At 55.9% G+C, this 16,571-nt stretch carries 13 protein-coding genes and 1 tRNA gene; 12 read left to right on the forward strand and 2 right to left on the reverse strand.

Annotated features, from left to right (window positions below):
* The first annotated feature begins 43 nt into the window (after positions 1–43).
* The 9 genes from AABO57_21310 (at position 44) to AABO57_21350 (ending at position 10,711) form a co-directional block, all read left to right on the forward strand.
* Positions 44–1,798, forward strand: a complete 1,755-nt coding sequence (locus tag AABO57_21310) for a hypothetical protein (GenBank protein ID MEK6288265.1) — start codon at positions 44–46, stop codon at positions 1,796–1,798.
* 49 nt (positions 1,799–1,847) lie between these two features.
* Complete coding sequence (locus AABO57_21315) at positions 1,848–2,852, forward strand: hypothetical protein (protein ID MEK6288266.1); 1,005 nt, start codon at positions 1,848–1,850, stop codon at positions 2,850–2,852.
* A 215-nt stretch (positions 2,853–3,067) separates the two neighbouring features.
* Positions 3,068–3,787 carry a hypothetical protein gene (locus tag AABO57_21320; GenBank protein ID MEK6288267.1) on the forward strand — a complete coding sequence of 240 codons (720 nt, stop codon included), beginning with the start codon at positions 3,068–3,070 and terminating at the stop codon, positions 3,785–3,787.
* 197 nt (positions 3,788–3,984) lie between these two features.
* Positions 3,985–5,091, forward strand: a complete 1,107-nt coding sequence (locus tag AABO57_21325; GenBank protein ID MEK6288268.1) for a nucleotidyltransferase family protein — start codon at positions 3,985–3,987, stop codon at positions 5,089–5,091.
* A 1-nt stretch (position 5,092) separates the two neighbouring features.
* Positions 5,093–6,643, forward strand: coding sequence for a MauE/DoxX family redox-associated membrane protein (locus AABO57_21330; GenBank protein MEK6288269.1), 1,551 nt, complete (start codon positions 5,093–5,095; stop codon positions 6,641–6,643).
* Positions 6,644–6,752: 109 nt separating this feature from the next.
* Complete coding sequence (locus tag AABO57_21335; protein ID MEK6288270.1) at positions 6,753–7,394, forward strand: PqqD family protein; 642 nt, start codon at positions 6,753–6,755, stop codon at positions 7,392–7,394.
* 212 nt (positions 7,395–7,606) lie between these two features.
* Positions 7,607–7,861 (forward strand): hypothetical protein, encoded by a 255-nt coding sequence (locus AABO57_21340; GenBank protein ID MEK6288271.1) that lies wholly within the window; start codon positions 7,607–7,609, stop codon positions 7,859–7,861.
* Positions 7,862–8,565: 704 nt separating this feature from the next.
* Positions 8,566–9,465: a hypothetical protein gene (locus AABO57_21345; protein MEK6288272.1), complete on the forward strand. Its 900-nt coding sequence runs from the start codon at positions 8,566–8,568 to the stop codon at positions 9,463–9,465.
* Between the two features lie 58 nt (positions 9,466–9,523).
* Positions 9,524–10,711 (forward strand): O-antigen ligase family protein, encoded by a 1,188-nt coding sequence (locus tag AABO57_21350; protein MEK6288273.1) that lies wholly within the window; start codon positions 9,524–9,526, stop codon positions 10,709–10,711.
* 85 nt (positions 10,712–10,796) lie between these two features.
* Here the strand turns inward: AABO57_21350 and AABO57_21355 are convergent, their stop codons facing one another.
* Positions 10,797–11,684: a 5'-3' exonuclease H3TH domain-containing protein gene (locus AABO57_21355; GenBank protein ID MEK6288274.1), complete on the reverse strand. Its 888-nt coding sequence runs from the start codon at positions 11,682–11,684 to the stop codon at positions 10,797–10,799.
* A 246-nt stretch (positions 11,685–11,930) separates the two neighbouring features.
* On the opposite strand from AABO57_21355, the gene AABO57_21360 reads away from it, so the two are divergent.
* Complete coding sequence (locus tag AABO57_21360) at positions 11,931–12,518, forward strand: tyrosine-protein phosphatase (GenBank protein MEK6288275.1); 588 nt, start codon at positions 11,931–11,933, stop codon at positions 12,516–12,518.
* A 164-nt stretch (positions 12,519–12,682) separates the two neighbouring features.
* Here AABO57_21360 and AABO57_21365 read toward each other — a convergent pair.
* Positions 12,683–12,758 (reverse strand) — tRNA-Ala (locus AABO57_21365).
* Positions 12,759–13,105: 347 nt separating this feature from the next.
* On the opposite strand from AABO57_21365, the gene AABO57_21370 reads away from it, so the two are divergent.
* Positions 13,106–15,175, forward strand: coding sequence for a thiamine pyrophosphate-dependent enzyme (locus tag AABO57_21370; protein ID MEK6288276.1), 2,070 nt, complete (start codon positions 13,106–13,108; stop codon positions 15,173–15,175).
* Between the two features lie 120 nt (positions 15,176–15,295).
* The gene (locus AABO57_21375) at positions 15,296–16,570 is read left to right on the forward strand and encodes a D-alanyl-D-alanine carboxypeptidase (protein ID MEK6288277.1); all 1,275 of its coding nucleotides are present in this window, start codon (positions 15,296–15,298) and stop codon (positions 16,568–16,570) included.
* Position 16,571 lies beyond the last annotated feature (1 nt).

Consider the following 16,571-nt stretch of genomic DNA (forward strand, 5'->3'; position numbering starts at 1 on the left):
ACAATGCGGAATCCTAAGAGAATGATTATCGATTGGAGTGGATATGCGAATCATCTTAGCTAGTTTTTCCACTCTGCTGCTCGGGCTTGTCCTCACAATGATCGCCCGTGCTGCATCACACCGCGTCGGAATGGTTGCTGCGCCAAGGCAGGACCGATGGCATCAGAAGCCAACCCCGATGCTGGGCGGCGTCGCGATATATATTGCGTTTGTGGCTGGCTTTTTGGTCTTTGCGCCGAGGCTTTCGAGCACATATGCGATCCTCGTGGCCGGTACACTGCTGTTTCTGACCGGGCTGGTGGATGACGCAATACACATAAAGCCGTACACCAAGCTCGTCCTTCAGCTTATCGCGGCCGCAACGGCAGTCTTTTTTGGCCTGCATCTGCCGTGGGTAGAGTACCAGTGGATCAACGACGTGTTGACCATCTTCTGGCTGGTAGGAATAACCAACGCGATCAACTTGCTCGACAACATGGATGGGCTCGCCGGCGGAATAACCGTGATCTCCTGTTTGTTTCTTGCGCTCACGTTCTTGCTCAACGGGCAAACGTCGGCGGCGGTACTGCCTGCGCTATTGGGAGGAGCGGTGCTTGGCTTTCTGGCATTCAACTTTAACCCGGCGTCGATATTCATGGGCGACAGCGGTTCGATGTTCCTCGGGTTCGTGCTCGCGGGTACGGCACTATTGGCGGACACAGGACGCTTTCGCAGTCTGACATCGGTGTTGCTTACACCGGTTCTAATCCTGATGATTCCGATCTTCGATACCTGCTTTGTCACGGTCTCGCGTAAGTTGTCGGGGAGGCCGATCTCACGAGGGGGGCGCGATCATGCCTCTCATCGGCTGGTCGCTCTGGGTGTCTCGGAGCGGCGCGCGGTGATCTTGCTATACCTGTTCGCCGCTACATGCGGCGTGCTCGCTTTGGCGGTGAGATGGCTCGAGACGGCCGTGGTATTGGCGCTCGTGCCGCTGTTCGCTTTGTTGGTGCTATTTCTGGGGCTCTATCTGGGTAAGGTTCGTGTCTATGACGAAGGCAAGGAGCCGGAGGGAATTCGGCTTATAAACACTATCGCGGATTTCTCCTATAAGCGGCGCGTGTTCGAGGTGCTGCTGGATGTTGCGCTGATCGCGCTGGCCTACTACGGGGCATTCGTGTTGAGGTGGGACGGAGTGCTTCCGGACGAGCAACTCCAAATCTTTTTGAAGACGCTGCCGCTGGTGATCATCATCCAGATGGCGTTCTTCTTGGTGGGTGGCGTGTACCGCGGGCTGTGGCGCTATGTCGGAATCACCGACTTGCTGATGATCGCGCGCGCCGTAGCCGCGGGCGCGACCGTAAGCACGATCGTAGTGTTTCTGATGTATTGGTTTCGTGGACCCTCGAGAGCCGTGGCTCTGCTAGACATGCTGTTGTTGCTCGTTTTCGTGAGCGTTAGCCGAGTCTCGTTTCTCATGCTGAAGGCGCTGATCGTTGGCCGCGCGAACCCCGACCCCAATGCAAAGCCGGTTCTGATATACGGCGCTGGAGACGGAGGCGAGCTGCTGATCCGCGAAATACTAAACAACCCGGATCATCGCTACGCGCCGGTTGGCTTCATCGACGACGACGGCCGGAAGGCGGGCAAGAAAATTCACGGCTATCGAATCTTCGATAGCACTGACCTCCCGAATCTCATTCGAGCTTACGGCATAAGCGAGGTGCTTATATCCAGCTTCAAGGTGCCCGAAGCCAGACTCGATAGCCTTCGAAGCATGGGTGTTTGTCTTAAGAAAATGTCGATACGTATCGAGTAAATGCGACATGATGTGGAAACGATTTAGAGCAGGCAAGCAGGAGGACCAAATGAAGCTCAAGGCAGGAACAATCTTAGTGGGACTTGTCCTGGCGGCGGCAGCGCCCGTAGTAATGGCGCAGTCGATGATCGTAACGATCGCGTTGGGGCCGAATCAGATAGGACAGGTGAAGACGACTCAGGGAATCACGACCAGAGTAACTTTTCCTGAGACAGTCAGGGATATTATATGCGGGGATCTTTATGATCCGTCGACCGGGAAGGGAAGCTTCGTTGTGCAGCGAATCGACAATGACGTGTTTCTCAAACCGGTTGTCGCCAAGGGACTGAGCAACCTGTTTGTGAAGACGGGAGAGAAGGGCGAGCATACCTACAGCTTTGACCTGCAGATCGTCTCACTTGACCAGGCTCATCGCGTGGTTAATGTAGCCGATGCTTCAACTAACAGCCCGCCAACGGCCCAGCCAACAGCCGATTCTTCTGAACATGCTCGAAAGATTCCGACAAACGCGCAGCAGCAGGCCGACGAGATTATTCGCGGCGCGCGCCAGCAGGCTGACCGCATAATGGCGCAGGCCAATCAAAAGGCTTCGGAGACGTACAGCAAGGCCCTCCAACGCGCTGAAGACCTCGATCGCAAGTCGGCCGAGCGCGCCCAGGAAGAAATCGAACAAAGATTCCAGCGCGCGATGATACAGGGCGTGCGCGAGATCAAGAGCGCTGACTCCCGCGTCGTTGCGAAAAAGATCAGCATCACGTTGGACCCTCGAGTGCTGACGTTTGACGAAAAATCATATTTGCGCTACACGATCAAGAATGACGGCGACAAGGAATTTGGTTTCGCCGGCCTCACCCTCGAACAGCGGTCCGGCAAGGAGACTTTCGTCATTCCGGCCAAGGTGATTCAGGGCAGGGTTGAGAACAGGCTCAACCCGGGCGAGACGATAATGGGCATCATTGTGTTCGACCAAAGAGAAATTAGGGCGGGAGCCAAGCTGACCCTGTACGTTCGGGGTGAGGATAACAGCGAAGTCGCCCGCTTGAACATTTACTAGCTTTGTGAGGAATCATCCGAGGATCAACGGCGATAAGATGAATTGGCAGCCTACCTAAATGGGTAATTCTATTGGCGTTCGAAACGCAGATTGTTGTTGACTTTCGAAGGAGCATTTCGTAACCTTGAGGCCTGAAGGATGGGAATGACAGATCGCACGCTGTTACCGACTGAATTCCTTTCCGGGGCTTCTTTGCAAAAAGAACTGGAGGCACTATGAGGATAGCTAGAAATCACTACAGAGCCGGCCTCAGCGGTTTGTTGTCGCTTATGCTTGCGGCTACTTTTTCGCTGAGTTCATTCGCGGCTGCCGGAGTAACCAACCCAACTGACGAGGCCATCACAGATAGTCTGCTCGTTTCTCAAGCGCCGACCGGGACTCTCACGGCACACGGCCCCGTCCTTGTTAATGGCAATGAAGCCAAGACCGGCGCAACCATTACCGATGGTAGCGTGATACAAACCCGAACGGGCGGTCACGCAATCATCGAGCTTGGAGCGCCAGGCCGAGTCGAACTTGATCCTATCACGGCGATCACCTTGACCATGACGAGCAACTCGATACATGCGACGCTCGACAAGTGCGGTCAGGGCGTGACTCTGGTTTTACCCGCCGGTGTAACGGGATTGGTGAAGATTCTTGACATGACCGATATAGGAGTCTTGAAGAAAGATAGAGAAGTCGACGTCAAGGTCTTTAAGGGCGAAGCGCTGGTTAAATACGGTCAAGGTAAAGAGAAGATCGTAAAAGCCGGGGACCACAAGGAGTTCGACAACGCGATCGAGGTGACCGCGACCGGGGATGCGATAGTCAAGGTTTACTGCATCGAAGATCATTATCCGTTGCTACTTTGGGCGGCACTGGCGGCAATCGCCATTCCAATTCGCGAGGCTATCGGAGAGACTCCCCCGGTGCTCAGTCAGCTTACGCCTTAGAAACTACTGGCGGGTTCTCGGTAGCAAACGCTTATCAATCAGCACCCCGGCTCAAAGAGTAGCGCCGGGGTGCTGTGCTATGGGGCGAGAACACGGGTAGAGAGAAGCACCCCTCTGCTTTCTGAGCACGGACAATTCTCTCAACTCTGATTGGGAATCCGTCTCCGCGATCTAAGAAATCACAAGGAGCTGTCGGGGTGTCCGAGACGATGTTGACAAAAGGTGAGCGACTGACAAATTCGAATGCGTCCCGCGGGTTGCTGATCGCGCGGCTGCTTGCCGGCGCTTGGCGAGCTTCGCCGCCTCAGCCGACTACGTCATCGCTGGAATTGGAACAGCTTGCTCCCTTGCTCTTGAATTCCGGAGCCGGTGCGCTCGCTTGGTGTAAACTGCGCCACTCTGAACTGAGCTGCTCCGCTGTGGCGGACCAGTTACATCAAGCCTATCGACTCCAGTCCCTTCAAGCTGCGCTTCACGAACGCAGTCTGAAGCAGGTGATTTCTCTGCTACGGGGCATTGGTGTAGAGCCGATGCTGGTGAAAGGTTGGTCCATTGCCCGGATCTACCCGGAAGCGGCCATGCGCCCATACTGTGACCTTGACCTGTGCGTGTTGCCGGATCACTACAAGAAGGCCAGTGATGCGCTGAAGAGTATCGAAGGCCTTGTAACCAATGTGGACTTACATGCGGGTTTTGGTAAGTTTTATGACCGCCGGACGGACGACATCTTCGCACGTTCGCAACTCGTGAAGCTGGATGATATCGGCGTGCGCATTCTCTGCGACGAGGACAACATCCGCTACCTATGCATGCACGTGTTGCGTCATGGCGCAGTACGCCCGCTTTGGCTATGCGACATCGCGGTGGCGTTGGAGTCGCGCACGTGCGAGTTTGACTGGGATCGTTGTCTGGCTGGTTCGCGACGTGAGGCCGATTGGGTTTCTTGCGCCATCAGACTTGCTTCATTTCTTCTCGGGGTCGACATAGAAGGTACGCCCGTTGCGCATCGGGGGCGGAAGCTCCCGAGTTGGTTGGTCAAGGCTGTAACGCGCGACTGGGGAATTTCTTTTCGATCCCCGCGTCAAGTCCATGCGATGTTACGTCAGCCCTTGAGATTGTTGGATGAGTTGCCCAAAGAATTGCTCAGACACTGGCCGAACCCAATCGAGGCGACGATGACGTTGCGTGGTCCGTTCAACCGGCTTCCCAGACTTCCGTTCCAAGTTGGCCACGTGGTTTCGCGGACTTTCGCTTTGATATCGGAAATGATCGGCATGTCGAGGGTCATTCAGCATCGGAGTTGAAATGGAGATTCTTCTACTCGCTGCCCGAGTACTGCTTGCTTTGGTCTTCGGGATCGCTGGAGTCGCAAAGGCTACGGACCCCAGGGGTTCTCGGCGAGCGATTATAGGCTTTAGCGTGCCGGAAAAGCTTGCGACCCCGCTGGCCTGGTGCTTACCGTTTGCCGAGATCCTGATTGCGCTAGCGTTGATTTCTGTGCCTGCTGCTTGGGTAGGATCGATAGCCGCTTTTGCGCTGTTGCTTCTGTTTGCCGCGGGGATTGCGGTTAATCTGGCTCGCGGACAGGCGCCTGACTGTCATTGCTTTGGCCAACTTCATTCAGAACCAGTCAGCTGGCTCACGTTCGCACGCAATCTTGTGTTGATTGCAGTTGCTGGGCTGATCATGGTCCTGGGGAAAGACAACCCCGGGCCCAGCGCAGTGAGCTGGCTTGCGGAACTGAGGACAACCGAGCTAGTTAATCTGATCCTGGGCAGCGTCGCGGTCGCGCTGCTTGCGGCTGCTGTTGTATATCTCCGTCGAGTCCTGACGCAGCAGTCGAACCTTGTCGCAACAATTGATGCGATGAAAAAGGTGATCGATGAGGATTATGCAGAACCGCCGGTGGAGCGCAAAGATGCAGGCGCACCACTCGAGGGGCTAACCATTGGTGCGCCAGCTCCGAGTTTTTCACTTGAATCCATAGCAGGAGCGCCTGTGACTCTGGACGACCTGCTTGCCTACGGCAAACCGGTCCTGCTCTTGTTCGTCAGTCCCCACTGTTTGCCGTGCGAGACGCTTTTGCCGATCGTAAAGGTTTGGGAGCGTGAGTACGGTAATCAACTCACCCTTGCACTCATAAGCAAGGGTACGTTGAAGGATAACCAGGAACGAGTCGAGAAGTATGGAGCCAGGTATTTGCTGTTGCAGGGCGAACACTCAACTGGAGAGGATTATCAAGCTAAGTGGACTCCGGCTGCTGTCTTTGTCAGTCGCTATGGAAGGATTGCTAGCCGCATGAGCTTCGGGGATGAGGCAATCCGGGCATTGGTCGCCGAGACGGTTGGCAAAGACGCGCGGCTTAGCGCGGGCAACGGAGCGAGGTCACAGGGACACGGGCCTCAAATTGCCGAGGGAAAATCTTCGCTTAGAGTTGGTGACCCGTCTCCGAACTTTTCGATTGTTGACCTTCAAGGTGAAGCCGTCGGCTCTAAGGATTTCCTGGGTCGAGACACGCTTCTGTTGTTCTGGGATCCAGGATGTCCGTTCTGTCGAGCAATGTCCGAGGACATCACGAGATGGGAAGACAAACCGCCAAAGGGGGCTCCGCGACTTGTGTTCGTCGCCTCAGGTGATGGGGAGCAAATCGAAGAATCGAGCAGGAGTTTCAAGTCTCGGTTTCTACTCGATCAGGAATTTGAGGTGGGCGATCTTTTTGGCACGAAATTAACCCCGTCGGCGGTGTTGATCGATCGCGATGGCAGAATCGCGTCAATCGTGGGGATCGGACTAACGAATGTTCTAGCGCTCGCCGGAATTCGAAAACTGGAACTGCCGATAGCAGCAAACTTGTGAGTAGACTGTGGATCAAATGTGATGAATGTACACTTAACTATGACGTTCGCCCTGATTTCAGGGCAGTCGATCGGTTGAACAACAAGGTTTGACCGAAAAGGAGATAGGCATGAAGAACAAAATCGAGAATCCTGCGGCTCTCGCTCGCAATGATGAGCTTGTAGTTCAGGACTTGCCCGACGAAGTGCTGGTATACGACCTCAAAAGCCATAAGGCTCACTGCCTTAACAAAACGGCTGCCTTTATTTGGAACCATTGTGACGGGCAGAGAACGGCTGATGAGATCGCCAGGCTTATGGAGAAGGAATGGCACACGCCGGTCACTGAAGACGCAGTCTGGTTTGCCTTGAACAAGCTCAGCAAAGCTGAGTTGTTACAGGAGCGGATCGTGCTGCCGGAAGCAAAAGCCGGCATGTCACGGCGGAGTGCCGTGCGGCGACTGGGATTTGGAGCTTTGCTGGCCGTCCCTGTAGTCATGTCAATTGTGACGCCGACGCCAGCGGCGGCAACTTCGATCCCTCTAGAGTGTCAGGCCTGCGTTAAAAAGCAGAATACCTCAAGCAACTGTCCCGCTGTCTGTAACAACATCTGCGGGTCCTGCTTTGACAATTCTGGCTGTGGCAACGGGCAGTTTGTAGGCTGTAGGACCTGCTTTGCTTGTTTGGACGGGCCCGCATCCGGCGGTGTCGGCACCGTAAGTTGGACGGCACCAGGGAGTCAAGGTTGCGGCGATACCATTCAGTGCGTGTAATGAGAGATTGGTTCAGAGCAAAACAATCTCCTCATCCCTGCTGGAGCCTATGTCAGCCGACTTAAGCTGGCTGGGCTGGCATCGTTGCAGTCATTGCATGTGCTAACTGCTCTCGCGCCGGCGGCAAACTAGCCGCCGGTAAAGGCTGGAGTGGTTGGAGGCGTCGCCTGGCAAGCCGAGACGGATGTCCGGCGGCGCTAGCGCCGTAAGTTATGCAATTGTTCGATGAAATCGGTTCACTGATCGAGCAACGCTGGAAAAAGCACAGCTACGAGGAGAGACTGTTTCCAGAAATTGCCGCCGAAGCGCTGGCCGAAACATCTCTGGACAAACACGTCTCTCCTTGGGAAATCGTTCTCCAGCTTTTCACCACCACTCAGATCCCAAGCCGGCAGGACCTCGCTGCAGAATTCGGTAACCCGCCCATTACCCTGTACACCGGTCCAAGATTTCATATCGATGTCTAGTACTGGCTTGATGGGGCCACGGGCATTCACCAGCACTCGTTTTGTGGCGCGTTTCAGGTGCTGCTCGGTTCGAGCCTTCACTGCCACTGCAGGTTCGTGCCCAGACGCGAAATCAGCGAGTATCGAGAGCAAGCTAGTAAAGCTATTCGATCCGAAATTCACTGCTCTTCAAATCAGTCTTCCGGGATCAAACCCCATCTCTGGCAGCAACTCAATCAATGGTAAACTGACCCGGCCCCTTTCAGCCCCGAACTCCCACCGCGCCACACCGTGCGCTCGCCTTGCTTCGTTTCTTTGCGGAGCGGGCCCAAATCGTAGAGCAATGAGCAACAGCAAATTAAGTTTCTCCAGTAGTTAACTCCTCGGTCATGCCATACCCTGCAAGCGAGAACGTCCAGCCATTGTCGGCCCAAAAGAGATCCGAAGGCCCACGGCGCTGGCGAAGATCTCTCCCGTGGCTTGCGGTGCTGATATCCTGCGCGGTCTATGCTGCACACTTCCTCTTCGGAGGCGGAGAGAGCCGCCGAATACAAGACAGTTGGGCCTACTTGCAGCTGGCGAATGGTGCACAAGCAGCTGTTCCTTTTAACACGCGCATCACAACGCCGTTCCTTGCGTCGGGCATTGCGGCTGCTACCGGCTTACCAACGTCCGCCGCCTTCAAGCTACTTACCCCGGCTGCACTCCTGGCGTCGCTACTAATCTTGCGAGGAATCATTCGCAGACGCGGCGGCTTCGGAGAGTGGCAAGCCGCGGCGCTCCTCGCTTTCGGCTGTTCGCTTGCGGTGACCTTCGGCTATATACCGATCCTCGTCGATCCAACCTTACTCCTGCTCACTTGCCTCACGATTGCGGCGCTGGATGCCGGCCACCTGCGAGCCGCCCTCGCGCTAGCATGTATCGCTGCGCTGACAAAAGAGTTCGGTCTTTTTCTTGGTCCCATCTGGGCTTTTTCCGCTTATCGCCAAGGCTTTCGGAAGATGGCATATGCTGGATTGATTGTCCCGATTGCAGCTCTTCTCATTGTGCTATTCGCCCGTCAGTCTAGCGCAGGCATCGGATTCCCCGGTTGGCCGTCGTTTGCTTCACACCTAATGTTCGATTGGCAGTTGTCTGTTTTTCGTGTGAGAGGACCCGGCGATTACGCGAAACTGGTATATATGTGGGCTTGGTGTGGGCTTTGGCCAGTGTTCTTGATTTCAATGTTTAGCCTTCCTTCTAGCCTTATTAAGCGAACCAGGCTTAGCGCTGACCAACTGGGATTTGCGCTTTTGCTTGCGAGTTTGCCTGTTCTGTTGTTAGGTGACTGGAGTCGCAATCTTATTATCCTGGTTCCGTTTGCGTGCATCGTCGCCACGGCACATCCGTTAGCCAGGGATCGTTACTTCGGCTTGCTTCTGGCACTAGGCGGACTATCCACGGCGCTGGCGCGTCCGCTTCACGGTGAACCACTGCCGCGTGCGCTCTCGCTGACGATGGCGGTTATCAGCGTAGTCTCATCCTTACTGATCGGGATAAAGATCCTGCAATTTGCGCTGTCGAGTTCCGGCCCGCAGCTCGACCGAGGATTGGAACATCCCGCACCCGCAGTAGCAGATCGATAGTCGAAAGTTATTCCCCTTGCGGCGGGGGCAATTGTTCCCTCTCGTCAGCCCCCGAACAATGTCGCGATTAGTGCTCGCCCTTTACGTAACTTCACTCGCCCTGCTGCCTTGGACGTGGTTTCCTCCATTTCCCTGGCTTCACGAACACGCCCAGTGGAGTGATGCGGTCTTCGGCGGGACGGCAGTTTTGTGGGCCATCGAGCGATGCCAACTCGGCAAGTGGCCTCGTTTGCGCCCCGCTCACGCCGCCCTCGCGCTTTATTTCTTATTGGCTTGCCTTTCTCTGCTGATCGCCTCACCGAATCCTCGGTCCGGCGCGCCCAAGCTGTTGGGCGTCGCCGAACTCTGTACGCTCGCCTTCATTACGTCTGATCTTGCATCGCGGCCTGCTGGCTCGCGCGCCATCGCCCGAGTCATCGCGATAACTTCCCTCCTCACCGCCGCAGCGGCCATTGCCGGCCTTCTCCTCTTCTACGCAGGCATCGGCTCGCGGCTGATTGGCATTTACGGCGAGCTTGAACCCGCGCCGTGGTACGCCCGCATACAAGCCGGGACACACAACCCAAACCTGCTCGCCAGCTTTTGTATCTTTGCGTCGGCGGTAGTTGCGCGGCGCGACGGAGAATTGCCCGTTTGGTTGCGGCGTCTCACGTTCGTTGCCCTGTCGATCACGGTATGTCTTACTTTCTCTCGCGGAATACTGGGCTTCATGCTGGCAGCGGTTATCCGAGGAGCGCATACCAGGCGCCGCAGGATTTTCGCCGTGGTCTGCGCTGCGAGCCTCAGTGTGCTGATCCTGACATTGACTCTTTGGAAGCCGTCGATTAATCCGATTCACCCTCTCAAAATCCATTTTGAAACCACTTCCTCGAGCCGCTATCAAGCGGCGGCGTCATCTCTGATCACCCTGGTAACCCACCCTCTGTTTGGAAGCGGGCTGGACACTAGTCCGGGACTCTTCCGTGGTGTCCCTTTCGACGCTCATTTCACGGCTCTCAACATAGCCGCTACTTTGGGGCTGCCTGCTCTCAGCGTTATTTCATTCCTGATCACGGTGCTCTGGCGAAAGCGGCGACGTCCCACCGATCTCGCAATCTGGGGAGGGCTTGCCGGACTTGCTCTCGACAGCCTCGCGCAGGATGTCGAAGACTTTCGCCACATCTGGGTGATGATCGGCCTCGCAGACGCATGCTCACGCGCCCCCAACACGTCAGCGGTGAGCGACAGCCAGCATGCTAATCGTTAGAAGATCGGAACGGAGGGTAAACCTAAAGGGAATTCTTTTCATACCTGACTTATATACTTCGGCCGCGAGGACCACCGAAGTGACCCTACTCATTCTGCTTTCTGCTCGCAACTGCCAACCCCGCCCGACTGAGTAGTTCCGGTGACTTCATGCGATGGCATTGTTCTTCAAAGCTTGGATGGGGTCCCGTCCAACGAAGATCTGCCACCGTGTCAAAGACAGGCACATCCAATCGCAGGGTAGCGAGTGTGCGAAATAAAAGAGCATCGTTCCAGCAACTAAACAGCGACGTGGACAGTCGCAGAGCGCTACGAATCGAGGGATGCCAATCTCGCCAATCCTTCGGAATGCCTTCAAGGTGGACATACCGAGATAAGCTCAGCGACGCGGCTTTTTGGCCCCACCCTGGCACACCTGGAAACCCGTCAGCGCTGTCGCCGACGACGGCGAGGTAGTCCGGTATTGAATGCGGCTTAACGCCGAATTTGGCCACGACGCCGGGTTCGTCGCGTAAGATTTCGCGCCTGCGATCCAGTTGAACGACCCGTGTGCCCACAACGCACTGACTGAGGTCTTTGTCTGGCGTGCAGATAATCACCTGCCTCACCCGCTCGTCCAACGCCGCCTTAGCCGCGGCTGCCGCCAGAGCATCATCCGCTTCATAGTAGACCATCGGCCATACCACGACGCCCATCGCTTCCAGCGCTTCCTCGAGGACAGGGAACTGCGAGAGCAATTCCGGCGGAACGCCCGCGCTCGTCTTGTATCCGGGGTACAGGTCATTACGAAAAGACTCGACCACATGATCGGTTGCAACGCCGATGTGCGTGGCGCCGCGTTCGAGCATGGACAATACGGAATGGAGGACGCCGCGCACTGCGCCGATTTCCCGTCCGTTCGAATCCGCGGCGGACGGTACGGCGAAAAAGTGGCGAAAGAGCTCATATGTCCCGTCAACCAAGTGTACGTCCATACGCCTCCGTCCTCGATCTGGCCCTTCTGATGTGTGTCCTCAAGCTTAACAGAATTCTCTCCTCCTAATTCTGTTTGATCAACATCGGTTGCAGACCCCCGTTGCTCGGGCCGCATAGTTATCCGAACGCAATGATTTCTTAATACTCTCCTTTACAACGAATGATTGCCGCGAGCATCATAATCAAGAATCCACACCACAACTGAATAGGTTTTCCGAAGTCTAGTTCGAGCAAGGAGGTCTGGGATGCGCGTGAACCGAAATTTCTCTCGTACTTTTGCGGTGGCTACATTGAGCGCAGCAGCATTGGCTCTTCTAACCATGGCACAAGCCGCGCAACGCAACTCTTCATCAAAAACGAGGATTTCAAACTTCGGCTGCATCAATGAGAATCTCTTTCGCGGCGCCCAGCCGAATGGAAGCGACTACAGAGACCTTGCCGCGATGGGCGTGAAGACAGTCATCGATCTCCAAAACGATGGCGATCGCAATGAGCCGCAGATGGTCGAAGCGGCCGGAATGAAGTACTACAAGATCGGGCTGAGCGACAGTTCGTGGCCGTCACCCGAGAAGACTGAACAGTTCTTGAGGATAGTCAACGACCCTGCAAATCAGCCGGTGTTCATTCACTGTCACGGCGGAAGGCATCGCGCCGGCATCATGACCGCAGTCTATCGTATGTACCACGACGGCTGGAATGCTGACCGCGCATACGCGGAGATGAAGCAGTACGACTTCGAGAGCGGGTTCGGTCACGGCGGGCTGAAAGACTACGTTTACGATTACTACAATCATATGGATCAGAAGAATGTTGTGGTAACCGTGAACAAATAGTCTCAGGACAGGGCATTGAGCTTGTGGGAGACCTTAGAAGCAGTCCATTGCAGAGTCTCTCTGCTTCGCCGCCAACGTCGATCGAACTGCTGAAGGGCGGCGCATCAATACCGCAGGCTGAGCAACCTGCGGTTCGTTTTGGAATTATGCCTTTGCTGATGGTTTGGTGGAGCTGAGGGGATTCGAACCCCTGGCCTCGTGAATGCGAGCCACGCGCTCTGCCAACTGAGCTACAGCCCCTCGTCGATTTGCTTTGAAATGGTACGAGATCAACTTTCGCCCTGTCAAGGAATCCGACCAATCTAGGACTGCATTCCGTCTGCGAATTCCCTCCTATCGACTAGAAGCGCGCCCGGCGCATCATACCAACCGAGAGCAATGCCCGCCTCGTTTTTGATTCCATCGTAACCGGCAGTTGTTCTCGAATTCCTTTTTTGCTATGTTGAAAAGTTGCTGTCACAGTAAAAAAGCTGACAATGGGCGCGTTGGCTAACTTTCGCTGCGTGCGAAGACTAGCGGGGGGACTTTGAATAGGTGCGCCGATAATTAAGCGGGCAGGAGAAGAACCAGCGAGAGGAACAGAGAGCATGAGTGCAGAACACGTGGGCGAGATTGCTTACAAGCCTCTGGCGGATGCGCCGGGGGCGGTCGAGATCGAGAAACAACTCGAGTGGTACAGACTGATTCATCTCGGTCGATTGCTTGACGACAAGGCTCGGAACTATCTGAGGCAGGCGAAGGGCTGGTCATATCATGCCTCGCACGCGGGTCACGACGGGATCCAGGTAGCCGTCGGGGCCGCGTTCAGGCCTAATAAGGATTATCTGTTTCCTTACTACCGGGACATGCTCATGTGCCTGGCGGCGGGAATCACACCTCATGAGATCATCTTGAACGGCCTATCGAAAGCTGCGGATGTCGCTTCTGGCGGGCGCCACATGAGCAATCACTTTGCGAAAATTTCGATCGGCATATGGAACGTCTCATCGGCTACCGGCAATCACGCCCAGCATGCAGCCGGGTTGGGACGCGCGGTGAAGTATTACGATGCGGACTCGATTGTGTTTTCCAGCCAGGGCGAATCGTCTTGCTCAGAGGGCTACGTCTTCGAGGCCCTGAACGGCGCCAGCCGCGAGCGGCTGCCGGTGATCTTCGTCGTGCAAAACAACGGTTACGGCATCTCGGTCCCTGTAGCCGAGCAGACGGCGAACCCGATTGTGTCCGAGAATTTCCGCGGCCTTCGCAACCTGACAATCATCAACTGCGACGGGACCAATCCATTTGACTCGGTGAAGGCGATACGCCGCGCAACCGATACCGTGCACAATGGCGACGGGCCGGTGCTCGTACATGCGTTCTGCGAGCGCATAAACGCTCACTCGAATTCCGATCGCCACGAGTTATATCGAAGCGAGGAAGAACTCGCCGAGATGCGCACATACGATCCATACGAGCGGCTGCGGCTGCATCTGCTCAACGTCGAGGACGTGGAAGAGGTGACGCTTCTCGCGATCGAGGAGGAGAACAAAGCTCAGGTCTCTGAGGCCGCCGAAAAAGCCGAAGCCTCTCCCGACGCCGATCCGAAAACGGCCACTCTGTTTGTGCTGCCCGAGGAGCCGAAGGTCGGGCCCGAAGGAGCAATTCCTGCCGAGGGAGGCGCGCCCATTACATTGCGCGAAGCGATCAACGAGACACTGAAGCACGAGTTTCGCGGCAATCCAAACACCTTCTTCTGGGGTCAGGATGTGGCGTCGAAGAAAAAGGGTGGCGTGTTCAACGTAACCAAAGGTATGCAGCAGGAGTTCGGGCCCAGCCGCGTCTTCAACGCGCCCATCGCGGAGGATCACATAGTCGGAACCGCGAACGGCTTCTCTCGTTTTCGCGAGGATATTTGGGTTGTGATTGAAGCAGCGCAGTTCGCGGATTACCTCTGGCCGGCGATGGAGCAGGTCGTCGAGAATTCGCACGACTACTACCGTTCGAACGGGCAGTTCGCACCCAACATCGTTGCGCGATTGGCTTCGGGCGGCTACATCAACGGCGGACTCTATCATTCTCAGAACCTCGAATCCGTCTTCGCCACACTCCCCGGTTTGCGCGTCGTGATCCCGGCGTTTGCCGATGACGCTGTTGGTCTGCTGCGTCATGCTATGCGAACCCGGGGCATGACCTTTTTCCTCGAGCCCAAGTATCTCTACAATCAGGTGTTCGCCAAGGCGCCAAACCCCGGCGATAAATACGAGATTGAGTTCGGGAAAGCACGAGTGCGCCGCGAAGGCAGCGACCTGACAATCGTCACCTACGGGACGACAGTGCATTGGTGCTTGCGTGCGGCGACTCAGTTGATGGATGAGCACGGCATCGAAGCTGAGGTCATCGATTTGCGATCATTAGTCCCGCTCGACATGGACAGCGTTGTCATCTCTGTGCGCAAGACAGCAAAAGCGCTTGTCGTGCACGAAGACAAAGTGTTCGGCGGTTTCGGCGGCGAGATTGCCGCGCAGATAACCGAGAAGTGTTTTGATTGTCTCGATGGCCCGGTGTTGCGCGTGGGATCTGAGTACACACCGGTGCCTTTCGCGAAGGTACTCGAGCGCGAAGTGCTGCCTCAGGTGGAAGACGTCGTCAGGAAGGCTCTTGAACTCGCGCGCTATTAGCAACCTGTTCATATCGAAGACGATTCGTTAGTGGATTATTCCCCGTGATCCGCTATAATCGAATCGTTGCTTGTGGGCGCAGGAGATACCGCACAAACGAACACGAGGATTTCCTGGGCTGTGAAAAAATTCATAATTCTTCCCCTTCTCATTTTCCTGCTTCCGATACAAGTCCGAGAGCGGGGAGCTTCAGCAGACATCACCCGCTCTAACGGCGCCCGCGTTCTGGAACCAGTATCGCTTCAAGCGCTTTCGGACTACCTCGAGGTTATCAAGGGTCGAGGCCAGAGTCCGGATGACCAGGGAGTGCTGATAGAAACGCTCGACCGCGGTCAGCTACTCGCCTCACACAATGCTGACGTAACATTCAATCCAGCCTCGGTCATGAAGCTCGCCACTTCGCTAGTGGCGCTGGTGAAGCTCGGTCCCGACTATCGCTATCGAACGAATATTCTTGCCGACGGGAAGATCAACCCCGCGTCGCGTACGCTCGAGGGCGATCTGGTGGTCGATGGGGGGGCCGATCCGATGTTCTCGTTGTACGATGCTCAGGAAGTAGCCGTTCAACTATCGCGGCTTGGCATTTCGCACATTGACGGGGCGCTGAGAATCGCGGGGCCATTCTATTATTTCGCGACAGGCTATCACTCGAATCTCTCGCCTGAGAGTTCGGCGGCCAGGCTGCGAACGGCGCTACAGCGGGCAGGGATCAAGATAGACGGCGAAACCATTTTTGGCGAAAAGTCAGGGACCCTTCTGCTCTCGCACTATTCGGACCCCCTGGTATCGATCCTTCTTTATCAAAACGCCCACAGCAGCAATGCCGTCGCCGAAGTGCTGGGAGTATCACTTGGCGGGCCGCGGGCGATTCAGGATTATCTGGTCAAGCAGTGTGGTCTATCCGAAAGCGAGATCTTCGTTGGCCGCGCATCCGGTTTGGACTTCAATCGCATCACCCCCAGGGCGACGCTACAGATACTTCGCGCGCTGATCAAAGTTCTAGCCGGTCACTCGCTCAAACCTGAAGACGTAATGGCAGTCGCCGGAATCGATTCAGGGACTTTGCGAAGCAGGCTCGGTGGCGAAGAGGTTCGAGGGGCGGTTGTGGCCAAGACGGGCACGCTGGTTTCAATCGACAACGGAGTCAGCACGCTGGTAGGCATCGCTTACACCAGGGCGCACGGGCCATTGTTGTTTGCCGTGTTTAACTCCGGCGGCAGCGTTAACGCTTACCGCCGGCTCCAGGATCAGTTCATCCAAAAAATGATCGCGGAGGAAGGCGGTGCGGTTGCGGCTACGCGAAATGAGGACGGGTTGGCCGACGCCACGCGGCACTCGATTGTTCAGGTGTTCTACAGAGCAGGGATCGATTCAGGAGAAACATCTGCCGAGTAAG

Source organism: Acidobacteriota bacterium (genome assembly GCA_038040445.1).
In the GTDB taxonomy this organism is placed as follows: Bacteria; Acidobacteriota; Blastocatellia; order UBA7656; family UBA7656; genus Onstottus_A; species Onstottus_A frigus.

Bases quoted from the DNA above. Each gene is read 5' to 3' on its own strand.
- AABO57_21340 (MEK6288271.1), top strand. From the start codon at position 7,607: ATGCAATTGTTCGATGAAATCGGTTCACTGATCGAGCAACGCTGGAAA.
- AABO57_21355 (MEK6288274.1), bottom strand. From the start codon at position 11,684: ATGGACGTACACTTGGTTGACGGGACATATGAGCTCTTTCGCCACTTT.
- AABO57_21330 (MEK6288269.1), top strand. From the start codon at position 5,093: ATGGAGATTCTTCTACTCGCTGCCCGAGTACTGCTTGCTTTGGTCTTC.
- AABO57_21370 (MEK6288276.1), top strand. From the start codon at position 13,106: ATGAGTGCAGAACACGTGGGCGAGATTGCTTACAAGCCTCTGGCGGAT.
- AABO57_21335 (MEK6288270.1), top strand. From the start codon at position 6,753: ATGAAGAACAAAATCGAGAATCCTGCGGCTCTCGCTCGCAATGATGAG.
- AABO57_21320 (MEK6288267.1), top strand. From the start codon at position 3,068: ATGAGGATAGCTAGAAATCACTACAGAGCCGGCCTCAGCGGTTTGTTG.
- AABO57_21360 (MEK6288275.1), top strand. From the start codon at position 11,931: ATGCGCGTGAACCGAAATTTCTCTCGTACTTTTGCGGTGGCTACATTG.
- AABO57_21315 (MEK6288266.1), top strand. From the start codon at position 1,848: ATGAAGCTCAAGGCAGGAACAATCTTAGTGGGACTTGTCCTGGCGGCG.
- AABO57_21350 (MEK6288273.1), top strand. From the start codon at position 9,524: ATGTCGCGATTAGTGCTCGCCCTTTACGTAACTTCACTCGCCCTGCTG.
- AABO57_21310 (MEK6288265.1), top strand. From the start codon at position 44: ATGCGAATCATCTTAGCTAGTTTTTCCACTCTGCTGCTCGGGCTTGTC.